The sequence below is a fragment of the Neobacillus sp. PS2-9 genome (assembly GCF_030915525.1).
Taxonomy (GTDB): Bacteria; Bacillota; Bacilli; order Bacillales; family Cytobacillaceae; genus Neobacillus.
Map to the genome: position 1 here is coordinate 3,272,149 of NZ_CP133269.1, position 13,926 is coordinate 3,286,074.

The following is a 13,926-nucleotide window of genomic DNA, read 5'->3' on the forward strand; positions in this document are numbered from 1 at the left end:
ATCATTATAGAATGGGGTAAAATAAGGATTTTTGAGCGAAAAAATGAAAAACAGCCCGGAACAATGTCCGGACTGTTAAAGTTTGTTTTAGTTAGAATTACTTCTTAGTAACGTTAGCAGCTTGTGGTCCACGAGCTCCTTCAACAACTTCGAAAGAAACTTCTTGACCTTCTTCTAAAGTTTTGAAACCTTCTGTTTGGATTGCAGAATAGTGAACGAATACGTCGTTTCCATCTTCTGCTTCGATGAATCCAAAACCTTTTTCTGAGTTAAACCATTTTACTTTACCGTTTTTCATGTGAAAAAATCCTCCTATTGGCTAACAAAAGCCATGTGTAAAATTCACCAAATTACAACGTGATAGCTTTACATATTTTTCTCATCCAAACATCGGTTAAAACTTTGAACAAGCTAGTAATTTATAAATCTAATCTCGTGCAACGGCTGATTAAAATTTACCATGGGATTAGCTCAACTGTCAATTAAGGAGAGGGCGACACAAACCGCCACAATTCTACATTTCTAGCGGGTTTCTCGTCAAATTTCATAGGTTAAAGCACCCTTTTAGAGTGTCTACTTTCGAACAATCTGTCACTTTTTGTAGGAAAATAATAGTTTATTTTTAACATTAAATATTTATCTCAAATTCTATTACTTTTCCATGCTACTATTTTGAGACTCACCTGTAAAAACAATATTTCTGTCGATTTTTCCTACCCTGCACTTTACACCTTTAATGATATCCTTCACTAATAATTCCAGGCCGATGTAGGTTAAGGATGGGAAATCAGCAAATAGCTTTTTCACCTCCCACTTTAGTTCATTTTTTCCACAGATGCTGTGACGATTGATTTGGTCTACTTCTTCCTTAATTTTCTCCATTTCCTGCTTTTGTTTTGATTTGGGCAGAAGAATGATCCTATCCAAGCGCTGGAGGAATTCCAATGATTTATCTATCTTAACAGCTACCTCATCATGGACATCTTTTGTAATCAGGTTGTTTTTATATTTAAAGCCATTTAGCTTTAAAGCCGAATCATAGGTAGCTCTTACGATTTCCGCTCTTGTCATACTGTTTGTTTCATAACTCAGCATATTTTTCCACGAAGGCTGTCTCATTGCCTCCCGGAAGTCTTCGAACTTATGACAGAATTTCTTATACCCATACTTTTCTGGATGTTCAAAAGCAGGACTTCCAGGATCAAGAAAGGGTGAGAGCGGAGCAACAAAATATGAAATACGTTGATTTCCGTCACATCTTTTGTGAATAATTTCACAAAAATCTACATTTCTCATTGCACTTTCATAATCTTGATTCGGTATCCCCGTCATAAAGAATAAATCAATTTTGGCACAATTGTGTTTTAAGGCCGCTTGCAGCATTTCAATGACCTTTTCATTTGAACATGGAAGCTTCCCATTATACTTTCGGATATCCTCATCTGCTGATTCAAGTGTCAATTCAATACTGTATTTCGGAATGGATTTATGGAGTCGTTTAAAGAACTCTTCGTCTGCATAATTAAATATTTCGAACACAATTTCATTCTTCACTTTCATTTTTTCTAACCCGGCAAGGAATTCCTCAACGTACTCTTTTCCTCCCTGCCTAATATCATTTAACAGGAAAATGGGAGCACGTGTAAATCGTTGAATAAATGCTATGTCCTCAAGCATTTTTTTAGGCGATCTCATCACCAGTTTTTTTCGATTACAGTTTAGCTCATAGGCATCCTTTGAGCCACCGCAAATCAAACAATTATAGGTACACCCTTTTGACGTTAAGATGGCTGTATTCGGATACTGTAGCCACCCTTTATAAGGCAATGGATCAAGTAGATTAAAATATTTAAATACGGACCTAATGATGTATCGATAGCCTGGAAAATCGAATTCATCTAAACTATCAGGAACATAGGTCATATCGTTATAGTGATAGTCCGTTCCCTTTTTCCATGTAAGATTAGGAATATCAGAAAAACTGTCCGTTTCCTTTCCCTCTAGTTTATTTAGGAGCAAGAGAATTAATTTTTCCGTTGTATCACCGCGCAAAACAAAATCAATAAACGGATATTGGATGAGTTCTTTGTGAAAATAAGTACTGGAAAGTCCGCCGAACATGACTGGGGTATCTGGGTGGTATTTTTTGATGATTTTTGCTAGTTCTACACTTCCATGAGCATGTGGAAGCCAATGGAGGTCAATGCCAAAAGCCTTTGTTTTTATTTTCCTGATTTTCTTTTCTACATCAAACTTAGGGTTTAATAACATACGATTGGCGATATTAATGATTTTTACTTTTAGTCCATACCGTTCAAGAAAATCTCCGATGCTAGTTAAGCCGATCGGGTACATCTCAAATACGGGAGAAGAAGGAACGACATCGCTAATTGGACCTGTAAATAGCATCTCCTTTCTAAAATCATATACCGTTGGGGGATGCAGCAATACCAAGTCATACATCTTTGAATCACCTTCCTAAAATGACTTTATTTGGCTACATCTTAATAGTAATCTTTTTTTTGTAAAAAACAGGTATAAATTATTACAAAATAGAGATTTTTTTCTCTAATCAGAAAAGTGCAAGTGACTTGGTCAGCACCGATCACGAAGACTGGTAGATTGGCTTGCGGGGCACAGTAGTCACCCTTAAGCGTACAAAAGTTCTTTACCTTTAGTAGCCATGCAACCTTGCCGGGGGGTATTAGAACCTTCTTCTTTTTACCAGTCCAGTACTTTTTCTCTTGCAGCGGGCATTAGGATCTTTTTCTATTTACCGGTCCGGCACTTTTTCTCTTGCCACGGGCATTAGAACCTTCTTCTATTTACCGGTCCGGCACTTTTACACTTACCACCGGCATTAGAACCTTCTTCTATTCACCGGTCCGGCACTTTTACACTTACCACCGGCATTAGAACCTTCTTCTATTTACCGGTCCGGCACTTTTACACTTACCACGGGCATTAGAACCTTCTTCTATTTACCGGTCCGGCACTTTTACACTTACCACGGGCATTAGAACCTTCTTCTATTTACCGGTCCGGTTCTTTTTCTCTTCCAACGGGCATTAAAAAACCGAAGAAAATTAATTCTTCGGTGTTGCAGTGGCTTCTTCGTCTACTTCTTTAAATTTATCCAGAATCGTAATAGTATCAACGAGATGGTTATTGAAAATCTGCCTGGCAACAGCTAGCAATTCAATAATCATTGGATCCTTAAGAGTGTAAATTACCTTATTTCCTTCCTTTGTACCAGTCACAATATTTTTAGCTCGTAGGATGGTCAATTGTTGAGAAACAGCCGAACCTTCACTTCCAACGAGTGTTTGAATTTCGTTTACACTTTTATCCCCTTCTGATAAGAGCTCTAAAATACGGATTCTCAAAGGGTGTGCTAATGCCTTGAAGAATTCCGCCTTAAATTGCTGCATTTCAAGATTCAATTTGGTCACTCCTATACTTTTTTAGATGGTAGCAGTTAGCTTCTTCCTACCGCCTTCCACCGTCTCAACAGCTGATAGCTTTTTACATTCTCTAAAGGCAAAATGCTTGCAGCCTAGACATTTATTTTTGTTTATATGCTCTAAAGCATAATGTATAGCCTCTCCTGTATGATTGAAGAAGTAGTCTTCCCCGATTAATTGATATAAACCTGTCTTTTTCAACACATTTTCTGGTTGAGGATTTAAACCCGATATCATTACTATACCATTTTTCGAAAAATGGTGAACAATACTAGACAAATTTGCTTCTCCAGTTGTATCTATTAAAGGTACTTTGCTCATTCGGAGAAGTAGAATTTTTGGCCGATAGTTAATTGTGCTCATAATTGTTTTTTCAAAAGTGTCAGCAGCGCCGAAAAATAATGGTCCTTCCACATTAAAAATACTAATTTGCGGGCAATCGTGTGTATCTGAGACCATTCCTGTCTCTACCTTTTCATGTTTATGTTCTCTATTTGGCAATGCTTTTGCCGTAACCATCACATCGCTCATTCTCTTCGCAAATAGAAGGGCAGACATCACTAAACCCACTTCAACAGCTGTCGTTAAATTAACAAAAACCGTTAGTAAAAAGGTGACTGCTAGGACGAGTGAATCGGTCGATTTTGTTTTTAATATATGAGAGAACACTTTTCTCTCGCTCATGTTCCAAGCAACTACCATCAATATAGGCGCCATGCTTGCCAAAGGAATATAGGATGCATATGGTGCGAAAAATAGTAAAACAAGTAATACGACAATCCCATGAATAATTCCTGATAACGGAGAAATCGCTCCATTCTTTATGTTCGTGGCTGTACGGGCAATAGCCCCGGTAGCTGGAATCCCACCAAATAAGGGTGTAATCATATTGGCTATTCCCTGCCCTATTAACTCCTTATTGCTGCTATGACGACTATTGGTCATTCCATCTGCTACCACTGCAGATAACAAAGATTCAATGCCACCCAGCATAGCAATGACAATTGCCGGCTTTAAAAGCTTCATAATCATATCCAAATCAATGCTTGGAATTTGGATTTGCGGCAATGTACTTGGAATTTGACCATAGGCAGTTCCAATCGTGGCCACCTCACTTGGAAAAAAAAGAGTGGCAACCAATGTGGAAACCATTAATCCAATGAGCGGACCTGGAACCTTAGGTGCAATTCTTGGTGTAAGGATCACAGTAAGCAAGCAAATAGCTGCTGTTAGAATACTAAAAAAGTTCAACGTATTTAGATGTACAGCTAGTTCGTTAATGTTCTCAATAAACTCCTCATGCTTTTTTATTCCCTCTAAACCTAGGAAACTTGCAATCTGCCCTGTGAAAATGGTAACGGCAATACCTGCCGTAAATCCAATCGTTACCGGTCTAGGTATATATTTAATCAATGAACCTAGTCTAAAAACACCCATTAGAAGCAGGATAACTCCTGCCATGAACCCTGCTATTAACAGATTTTCATAACCGTAGGTCATCACCACTCCAAATAAAATAGGAATAAACGCCCCAGTTGGACCACCTATTTGGTATTTGGATCCGCCAAATAAAGAGATAAGAATCCCGGCTACAATGGTCGTATAGATTCCATACTCTGGCTTCACCCCTGAAGCAATGGCAAATGCCATTCCAAGTGGAATAGCGATTACGCCAACAATCAATCCTGACAGGAGATCCTTTGGTACATTCCTTAAGGAATAATCATGGAATCTTTTATCAATAAACATATTAACCCTTCTTATCTTATAATTTTGTATATCTGATTATTTGAATATAGAATAATTCAACATTATTATCAAGCACTTTCTATAAAAGTAATGGAAATTTTTTTCTTTGAATGTCTCTTGTTTACTAAAAGTATTCGTGTTACAATAGCAAAGCGATGAGCTGAGTTGTGTAAGTCGAGAAACATTCCTTTTGGAGCGCACTATGTGGAGTGTGGTTTTTCGCCTCAATACGCAAAAAGACGTCTGTTTCGACAGACGTCTTTTTTATTTGTCCTATAAAGTCCTTCCCTTAAAATTAGCACTTTTTCCCTAATTTTTTTATAATAAATATGGACTTATATTTTAATAAAAATTGGAGGGATATAGATGAATAACCATGAAATCGATTTTAAGATTTATGGAGATGATATGCAGTTTGTCGAGGTAGAGCTTGATCCTCAGGAAACAGTTGTTGCCGAAGCAGGAAGCTTTATGATGATGGAAGATGACATACATATGGAAACGATTTTTGGAGACGGTTCCAGCAGTGGTGGTAGCGGCCTGATGGGTAAACTTTTCAGTGCAGGTAAGCGCGTCCTAACAGGAGAAAGTTTGTTCATGACCACCTTTACCAATACCGGCATGGGTAAGAAGCGAGTTTCATTTGCCTCCCCTTATCCTGGAAAAATCATTCCTATGGATTTAAGTGAGTATGGCGGGAAGATCATTTGTCAAAAGGATGCCTTCTTAGCTGCTGCAAAAGGCGTTCAAGTTGGTATCGAATTCCAACGTAAATTGGGTGTCGGCTTCTTTGGCGGCGAAGGCTTTATTATGCAAAAGCTTGAAGGCGACGGCATGGCATTTGTTCACGCGGGTGGAACCATTATTAAAAAGGACCTCCTTCCTGGCCAATCTTTAAGAGTGGATACAGGCTGCTTAGTGGCTATGACGAGCGATGTTAATTATGAAATTGAATTTGTAAAAGGTGTGAAAACGGCCCTGTTCGGTGGTGAAGGCTTATTCTTCGCCACATTACGCGGTCCTGGATCTGTGTGGATTCAATCGCTACCATTTAGCAGGCTAGCAAGCCGCGTATTTGCTGCAGCTCCTTCTCGCGGTGGTTCAAAGGATGAAGGTAGTATCGCACGAGGAATTTTTGATATGTTTAATGGTGACTAATATTTATTTTGCGAAGCAGGACTCACGTTGTGGGTCCTGCTTCTTTTTTTGATTAATGCAGATTTGTAGAAATAGTATGATTTTGTGTAGAAAAGTGGCAGAAGTGTGTAGAAAAATCATAAATGAGTGTAGAAAAACGATGATTTTGTGTAGAAATATCTTAAAAATGTGTAGAAAAACGATAATTTCGTGTAGAAATCCTACAAGCATGCAAGCCAAACTCCCTTAATAAAGCAAAAAACCAGGCCAAGGCCCGGTTTTTCGCTTTATTTTATTATTTTCTCTTTCTCTATTCCAAATCTAATTTTTTCAGTTTACTAAAAGCTTGCTCTCTTTTTATATTATAGGATTGCCACGGAAGGTTAGTGGTGAGTGCTTCCCTCTTTCTATCCAGCAAGATGTTTCGCAAGCCAGGTATATCAGGATTTTCCTCATAAAGGGTGATTAATCCTACCACCCCCGTGTATGATAACTGATTGAGATAATTTATATCAATTTTGCCACTTGTTTCAAAGCGGTTCATGTTTTCTTTGATTACGATTTTATCTAGGTCAATTACTGCTATTGCTGTGTAATAGATCATGGATGAAATAAAATAAAAGTGAAATAATGAAAGTTTTTCCACCCAAATTTTTACCAAGGAATAAGCAAAAATAATGACCAGAAAAATCATAAACGAATGGACAAGCACCCTGGTAAAAGTAAAGCCATACGCTTCCTCATACATTCCTAACCGAAGAAATGCTGAACTTAGCATCACTGAGCTTGAAAGAACAAGGATGGTAAGCAATACTTGCGTAAATCGCTTGATAAAAGAATTCGTCCGCTGAACAAACGTGATGACAATAATAGTAATTGATAAATTGATTAATGTGACAAATAAAAGCTCAAAAAAGCCTTTTCTTGCATACTCCGCGTAAGTGTAGTTATCTTGTAGAGTGCCACTGAAGAAGTATTTAAACTGTACCAGCGTAAATAAAATATAAACAATATTTATGAGGACAAGTACTGTAATTGAAATAATTCCGTCCATTTGAAACTTTACCGTATTGTCTTGTTGTTTAAGCACACTTATCTGCTTGATTAGAAGCACTTGCATAAAGCCAAAGAAACCAAATGTAGAGATAAGGATGACGATTAAACGAAACACCCCTTCTGCGTCCATCACATTGAACCAATCCGGAATCCCACCAATGATTCGTTCAAACTGCGTATCAGCAGACATGAGTAATCTCAATACAACCATTAAGACAGGTATTGAGATGACAACCCCGATTAATATTTTTTTCCATACTAACCACTTGTCGCCACCCACACCATGCTTTAGTCCTTCACCTAAAACCGAACTGAATTTTAAGTTATATTTAAACATATCAAGGAGCCTTGAAAATATTAGAGTGATAAATGCAGGCTGGTTCCATTTGAAATTTTTTGGGCTTGTTATTAATACTAAATGAGAAATAACCAATCCTGGTATAACAACGATATTCAACGCTTTGAAAAGCTGGTTATCATTGAGTAAATAACTTGCTGATAGAAGCCATATACAACAAACAATCAAGTATCCTAATCGCTGATGTGAAAACGGAAAGCTGCGATATTTCCAAAAGAAGACGAAGTAGAATGACATAATGAATACAATATAGGAAATCCCTACTTCACCTCGGAAAAATGCTTCTTCGGCTACGATCCCGAGCAATAAACATAACAATAAAAACAACCAATCTGATTTTCCAATCTTGATTTCCATGTAGCATCCCTCTTTTTATATAGATTTTCTATATATATAGTTTTACTAGGTATATAGGCAAAAAAAACTGCTCATATCGAAGCTTTTCTCCCCCACCGATATCCTAACCAGCTAATCGGGTAAAGAGTAATCGTAAAAATGATACAAGCAATAATAAATGTTTTTGTTAATAAAGGGGCGAACCAGGCATGTGGTATGATGTGAAAAACAGTTAGAATCATCAACACTAAATTAGGAATGAGCGATAATAAGAACGTTTTTCTTAGAAGCGTTCGACCCTTTTGACCAAAACCCTTCCCGATTTCATATCCGAGCAATGCCCAAAAGAACATGTACAGGAAGGCAATAATGATAGGAATAGAAGTTAAATGATCCCAAATGTTCGTTAACCATTCCCATTCGAAAAGATTATGAGCTAACGTTAATACGCTGCCTCCCCCAAAAAAAAGGATATTGAGTAGAATAAACAGCCATTTCATGTTACTTGGAGTAACGGATAGTTCATCCTTCCATAATTCAGCTATTTCCTCAGGACTTCCTAGCCTAGTTACAATATGATTTGTCAGCTCTTCTTCATTCATATGGGATGATTCAAGGAGAATTTCATCAATATGTGTCTCATATTCCAATAGGATACTTTTCTTATCTGTATGGTTTCCTAATCCCTCAGCAAGTTCTGCTAGAAACCTATTCTTCGGCCGTTCCATGCTTTGATCTCCCTATTACCTTGTTCATTACTTTAACAAAATCCTGCCACTCACGGGTTTTTTCGCTTAATAACTCTTTTCCTGCTTTAGTAATTCGATAGTACTTCCGTGCAGGACCCTTTTCCTGCTCAACCCAATAACATTCAATGTACTCTTGCTTCTCAAGCTTATGAAGTGCTGGATACAAGGTACCTTCCTTGACACTCAGACCATTATCACTACGCTGTTCAAGCTCTTTTACTAATTCATAGCCGTACATATCACGTTCGTTTAATAATTGAAGCAAGATAAGCGATGTGCTTCCTTTTACCAATTCACGGTTAAACATTTTTTCACCTACCTAGTTTTGTTAGGTACATAGAAATTCTACAACGTCATAAATATTTTGTAAAGTATGGAATGAAAAAAAGTGACGAATTATAAATCGTCACTATTTCTGACTATTTCAGCTTAGGGTTGTTTTTTTGTCTCTCAATGAATTGGTCCCGCTCTCCACCATCGGATAATTCCTCGGAAAATTCATGCCCAGTATCTTGACTTAATAATTCCCAAGGTTTAATTGTTTTTGGTGGCAGATTATTATTCGGTGCCGCTTGCTCATTCCATTTGCCCATTACATATCACCTCAATCATTATTATTTGATGTTTACAACACATTATCCAAAAATAAAAACGCTCGGAAAACTCCAAACGTTTTTGAAAGGTGTTAGATAACCATTTTTTTATTATCTTGAAGCTGTAATTCTTGCTCCCTAACCTCATCCTGCTCGCGGTTCTTTTTAATTTTTAAGTGATAGATTAAATAACATGCTGCTACAAATGGAACTCCTAAATAAAGGGCCAGCCTTTGTTCTGAATCAAACGCTAAACTACCTAATACAATACAGTTTAGGGTTAATGCGATAATCGGGAGTAAAGGGTAAAGTGGTGTTTTAAATTTTAGGTCCTCCACTTTCCCACCTTCACGGATATATTTTCTTCGGAAGGCAATCTGTGAAGCCGTAATAGAGATCCACCCAACCTGTGCACCTAAGCCTGCAACCGAAAGCAGCCAAACAAAGACTGTTTCCTCAGCAAAAAATCCTGAAAGTAATGATAATAAAGCAATACCTATCGTCAAGACTAGTGCATTTAAAGGAACCCCTTGTTTATTAACTTTTGCAAGGGCAGGACTTGTCATTTTTTCTTTTGACATGGCATATAACATCCTTGTTGCGGCATATAGACCAGAGTTGGCAACAGAAAGTAATGCTGTAAGAATAACAAAGTTCATTAGATCGGCCGCATAGGGAATACCAATACTATCAAAAACAACAACAAATGGACTCTCAACTACTCCTGCTTGTTTCATAGGAATTAAGCTTGATAATACAAAAATAGCTAAAACAAAGAAAAATAAAGTACGCCAAACGGTTTGCTTAATGGATTTAGGAATCGTCTTTTCTGGCTCTTCACTCTCTCCTGCAGCAATACCTATTAATTCTGTACCTTGGAATGAAAAGTTAACCGCTATCATTGTGATTATTAAAGCAGTAAATCCATGCGGTAAAAGACCGTGAGCTGTAAAATTAGAGAAAAATGGCGCTGGTTTCCCACCTTCCATGTCAATTAAACCAAAGGTTGCCGCTCCACCTAGTACAATAAAAGCTAAAATAGCAAAAATTTTGATGCTCGAGAACCAAAATTCAGTCTCTCCAAATGCTCGAGCCGAAAGTGCATTAAGCGAAAATAATACGATTGCAAATATTGCACACCAAATCCACACTGGAGAATCAGGAAACCATCTCTGCATTAGTTGGCCAGCAGATAATAACTCTAATGCGACCGTTACAGACCATCCTAACCAGTAAAGCCAACCGAGTGCAAACCCTGTTCCTGGTCCAATGAATTTTGTTGTGTAGGTTTGGAATGAGCCAGAAACAGGCATGGCTACGGATAATTCTCCTAAACAAAGCATAGTTAAGAACATGATGAACCCGCCAACAATGTAAGAAAGAATAGCACCTGCAGGTCCTGCTTGGCTAATGGTGTAACCAGATCCCAAGAACAGACCTGAACCAATTACCCCACCCAAAGAAATCATAAATAAATGCCTAGTTTTCATTGTTCTTCTTAATTCATGTGTTGCATTGTTCTCGTTTAAGTTCATATACCTTCCCCCTTTATAGAATCCGCTTTCAATCTTTCTAATATTTTTACTATTCCAATCTTTATTACTTGCAATTTCTATGCCAAAATAACAAAGGCTATTTTTGAACATTTTTTGAACAAGTATGCAAAATATTTTTGCATTATATTAAAATAATTTGCACATTACATGCAAAAATGCCCTTTCCACATAAATGGAAAGAGCATTTTTTTATCTTATTAAACCCAGCCTCGAAAACGGGAGGCCTCAGCAACTTTTTTAATACCGACCATATAAGCTGCTAAGCGCATATCTACACTATGTGTTTGTGCCGTGTTGTAAATATTTTCAAAGGATCCGACCATAACTTTAGTAAGTTTTTCACTTACCTCTTCTTCTGACCAGTAGTATCCTTGATTATTTTGCACCCATTCAAAATAGGAAACGGTTACACCACCTGCACTTGCTAAAATATCCGGAACTAGAAGCACTCCACGTTCTGTTAGAATATTTGTTGCTTCGAGCGTAGTAGGTCCATTCGCCGCTTCAACAACAATTGCAGCTTTGATATTAGCAGCATTTTGGGCCGTAATTTGATTTGAAATGGCCGCAGGAACAAGGATATCACATTCTAGTTCAAGAAGTTCTTTATTGGATATGGTGTTCTTAAATAATTGAGAGAAGGTGCCAAAGCTGTCTCTTCTATCTAGTAGATTATTAATATCGAGCCCATTTGGATCGTACACGCCGCCATATACATCGGAAACAGCAATGACCTTTGCACCTGCATCATGCATGAATTTAGCTAAATAGCTACCTGCATTACCAAATCCTTGAATAACAACTCGTGCACCTATTAAGTCTATCCCTTTTTTCTTCACTGCTTCCTGAATACAAATCGTCACACCAGCTGCAGTCGCTGTTTCACGGCCTTTTGAACCACCAAGCACCAGTGGTTTCCCAGTGATGAATCCTGGTGAGTCAAACTCACGTAAACGGCTATATTCATCCATCATCCATGCCATGATTTGCGAATTAGTGTATACATCAGGGGCTGGAATATCTTTTGTCGGACCAACAATTTGACTGATTGCACGAACATATCCACGGCTCAATCTCTCAAGCTCTCTAAAAGACATTTTTCTCGGGTCACATATAATTCCACCCTTACCTCCCCCATATGGCAGGTCGGTAATTCCACACTTTAAACTCATCCAAATAGATAACGCTTTTACTTCCTCTTCATCTACTTCAGGATGAAACCGAACGCCGCCTTTTGTCGGACCAACTGCATCATTATGTTGAGAGCGATAACCTGTGAAAATTTTAACGGAACCATCATCCATCCTTACTGGTATCCGGACAGTCAGTAAACGAATAGGATCTTTTAATAACTCAAACATTTCGTTTGTATATCCTAACTTATTAAGTGCTTTTTGAATGACCGTTTGGGTTGAATAAAATAAATTTAATGACTCTTGTTCTTTTTGCTGTTCCTTTGTCATTTCATTTACTAGCGTATTTGCAGGCATCTTTGCCACCCCTATTGTAATTAAATATTTTTATGATAATACCTTTTTGATTTTCTCAATGGCCCAATCAATCTCTTCTTTTGTAATAATTAGTGGAGGGGCAAAGCGGATCACTGTATCATGTGTTTCTTTACATAATAAGCCGGCTTCCTTTAAAGCCTCACAATAAGGTCTTGCTGCTTCAGTTAACTCAACCCCAATAAACAAACCTCTTCCTCGTATGTCTTTTATCATAGGGTTGGTGATTGTATTTAATTGTTCAAGAAAATAATCCCCTAATTCAAGTGAGCGTTCTGCTAATTTTTCTTCCTCAATTACATCTAGTGCAGCTAGTGAGACAGCGCATGCTAGTGGGTTTCCTCCGAAAGTAGATCCATGTGAGCCTGGATTAAATACGCCTAATACATCAGAATTAGCCACAACACAAGAAATTGGGAATACGCCGCCACCAAGTGCTTTTCCTAAAATTAACATATCAGGATCTACTTCTTCCCAGTCACACGCAAACATCTTACCCGTCCGTGCCAAGCCCACTTGAATTTCGTCAGCGATGAATAAGACATTTTGCTCTTCACACAATTCAGAAGCTTGCTTTAAAAATCCTTCAGGAGGTAAAATGATTCCTGCCTCGCCTTGAATCGGCTCCATTAAGAATGCTGCTGTATTCGGAGTAATGGCTTCTTTTAGTGCTTCAATATCACCGTATGGGATTAATTTAATGCCTGGGAGCATTGGACCAAAACCGCGTTTGTATTCAGGGTCAGACGACAATGAAACCGCACCCATTGTCCTTCCATGAAAATTTCCAGTGCACGCAATGATTTCTGCCTGATTTTCAGCAATACCTTTTACATCATAGCCCCAGCGCCGTGCAGCTTTTAACGCTGTTTCAACTGCCTCGGCACCTGTATTCATAGGAAGGGCCATATTTTTATTAGTTAGTTTACAAATCTTTTCGTACCAAGGTCCCAGCTGATCATTATGAAAGGCACGTGACGTGAGCGTCACTTTATCTGCTTGATCCTTTAAGGCTTGAATGATTTTTGGATGACGATGCCCTTGGTTCACCGCTGAATAGGCACTTAACATATCCATGTAACGATTTCCTTCTGGTCCTTCTACCCATACACCTTCCGCTTTTGCAATTACAATTGGAAGTGGATGATAGTTATTGGCACCAAATTTATTTGTCTGCTCAATGATTTCGGTTGATTTATTTGTTACTACTGTCATTACAGTTTCCCCCTTTTATCTTCGTAAAACTATATTGCAAGTTTCGTGCCAACAATATTTTTGCATGTTGATACGAGTTTCTAAAAATATAATGCAAATTTTTTTTGCTTAACAATCTCTTTTTTTTGCAAAAACCGCAAAATTATTTTGCGTTATCAAGTTTTTTTTGATTAAATAGGTGCATAAAGTATTAACAAGGGGTTTG

At 37.9% G+C, this 13,926-nt stretch carries 12 protein-coding genes; 1 reads left to right on the forward strand and 11 read right to left on the reverse strand.

The features are described 5' to 3' along the window. Window positions 1-97: 97 nt before the first annotated feature. The 4 genes from RCG25_RS16475 to RCG25_RS16490 form a co-directional block, all read right to left on the reverse strand. On the reverse strand, window positions 98-298 hold the full coding sequence (locus RCG25_RS16475; RefSeq protein ID WP_007083969.1) for a cold-shock protein: 201 nt from the start codon (window positions 296-298) through the stop codon (window positions 98-100). Window positions 299-651: 353 nt separating this feature from the next. After that, on the reverse strand, window positions 652-2,463 hold the full coding sequence (locus tag RCG25_RS16480) for a TIGR04190 family B12-binding domain/radical SAM domain protein (RefSeq protein ID WP_308079912.1): 1,812 nt from the start codon (window positions 2,461-2,463) through the stop codon (window positions 652-654). Between the two features lie 623 nt (window positions 2,464-3,086). After that, window positions 3,087-3,443 (reverse strand): ArsR/SmtB family transcription factor, encoded by a 357-nt coding sequence (locus RCG25_RS16485; protein ID WP_308079913.1) that lies wholly within the window; start codon window positions 3,441-3,443, stop codon window positions 3,087-3,089. A 21-nt stretch (window positions 3,444-3,464) separates the two neighbouring features. Then, on the reverse strand, window positions 3,465-5,213 hold the full coding sequence (locus RCG25_RS16490; RefSeq protein WP_308079914.1) for a SulP family inorganic anion transporter: 1,749 nt from the start codon (window positions 5,211-5,213) through the stop codon (window positions 3,465-3,467). Between the two features lie 366 nt (window positions 5,214-5,579). Here RCG25_RS16490 and RCG25_RS16495 point away from each other — a divergent pair, with 366 nt between their 5' ends. Next, window positions 5,580-6,371, forward strand: a complete 792-nt coding sequence (locus RCG25_RS16495) for a TIGR00266 family protein (protein ID WP_308079915.1) — start codon at window positions 5,580-5,582, stop codon at window positions 6,369-6,371. Window positions 6,372-6,660: 289 nt separating this feature from the next. Here RCG25_RS16495 and RCG25_RS16500 read toward each other — a convergent pair whose 3' ends face one another. From RCG25_RS16500 to RCG25_RS16530, 7 genes are all read right to left on the reverse strand, one after another. Further along, window positions 6,661-8,121, reverse strand: a complete 1,461-nt coding sequence (locus RCG25_RS16500; RefSeq protein ID WP_308079916.1) for a DUF4153 domain-containing protein — start codon at window positions 8,119-8,121, stop codon at window positions 6,661-6,663. A gap of 71 nt (window positions 8,122-8,192) precedes the next feature. Next, window positions 8,193-8,828, reverse strand: coding sequence for an HAAS signaling domain-containing protein (locus RCG25_RS16505; RefSeq protein WP_308079917.1), 636 nt, complete (start codon window positions 8,826-8,828; stop codon window positions 8,193-8,195). Next, the gene (locus RCG25_RS16510) at window positions 8,809-9,156 is read right to left on the reverse strand and encodes a PadR family transcriptional regulator (protein ID WP_308079918.1); all 348 of its coding nucleotides are present in this window, start codon (window positions 9,154-9,156) and stop codon (window positions 8,809-8,811) included. Before RCG25_RS16510 ends, RCG25_RS16505 begins: the two co-directional genes overlap by 20 nt. A gap of 112 nt (window positions 9,157-9,268) precedes the next feature. After that, window positions 9,269-9,442: a hypothetical protein gene (locus RCG25_RS16515; RefSeq protein ID WP_308079919.1), complete on the reverse strand. Its 174-nt coding sequence runs from the start codon at window positions 9,440-9,442 to the stop codon at window positions 9,269-9,271. 92 nt (window positions 9,443-9,534) lie between these two features. Further along, a complete protein-coding gene (locus RCG25_RS16520) occupies window positions 9,535-10,977 on the reverse strand; it encodes an amino acid permease (protein WP_308079920.1) in 1,443 nt (480 codons plus the stop codon). A 218-nt stretch (window positions 10,978-11,195) separates the two neighbouring features. Next, window positions 11,196-12,461, reverse strand: a complete 1,266-nt coding sequence (locus RCG25_RS16525) for a Glu/Leu/Phe/Val family dehydrogenase (RefSeq protein ID WP_308084202.1) — start codon at window positions 12,459-12,461, stop codon at window positions 11,196-11,198. 57 nt (window positions 12,462-12,518) lie between these two features. Then, complete coding sequence (locus RCG25_RS16530) at window positions 12,519-13,721, reverse strand: ornithine--oxo-acid transaminase (RefSeq protein WP_308079921.1); 1,203 nt, start codon at window positions 13,719-13,721, stop codon at window positions 12,519-12,521. Window positions 13,722-13,926 lie beyond the last annotated feature (205 nt).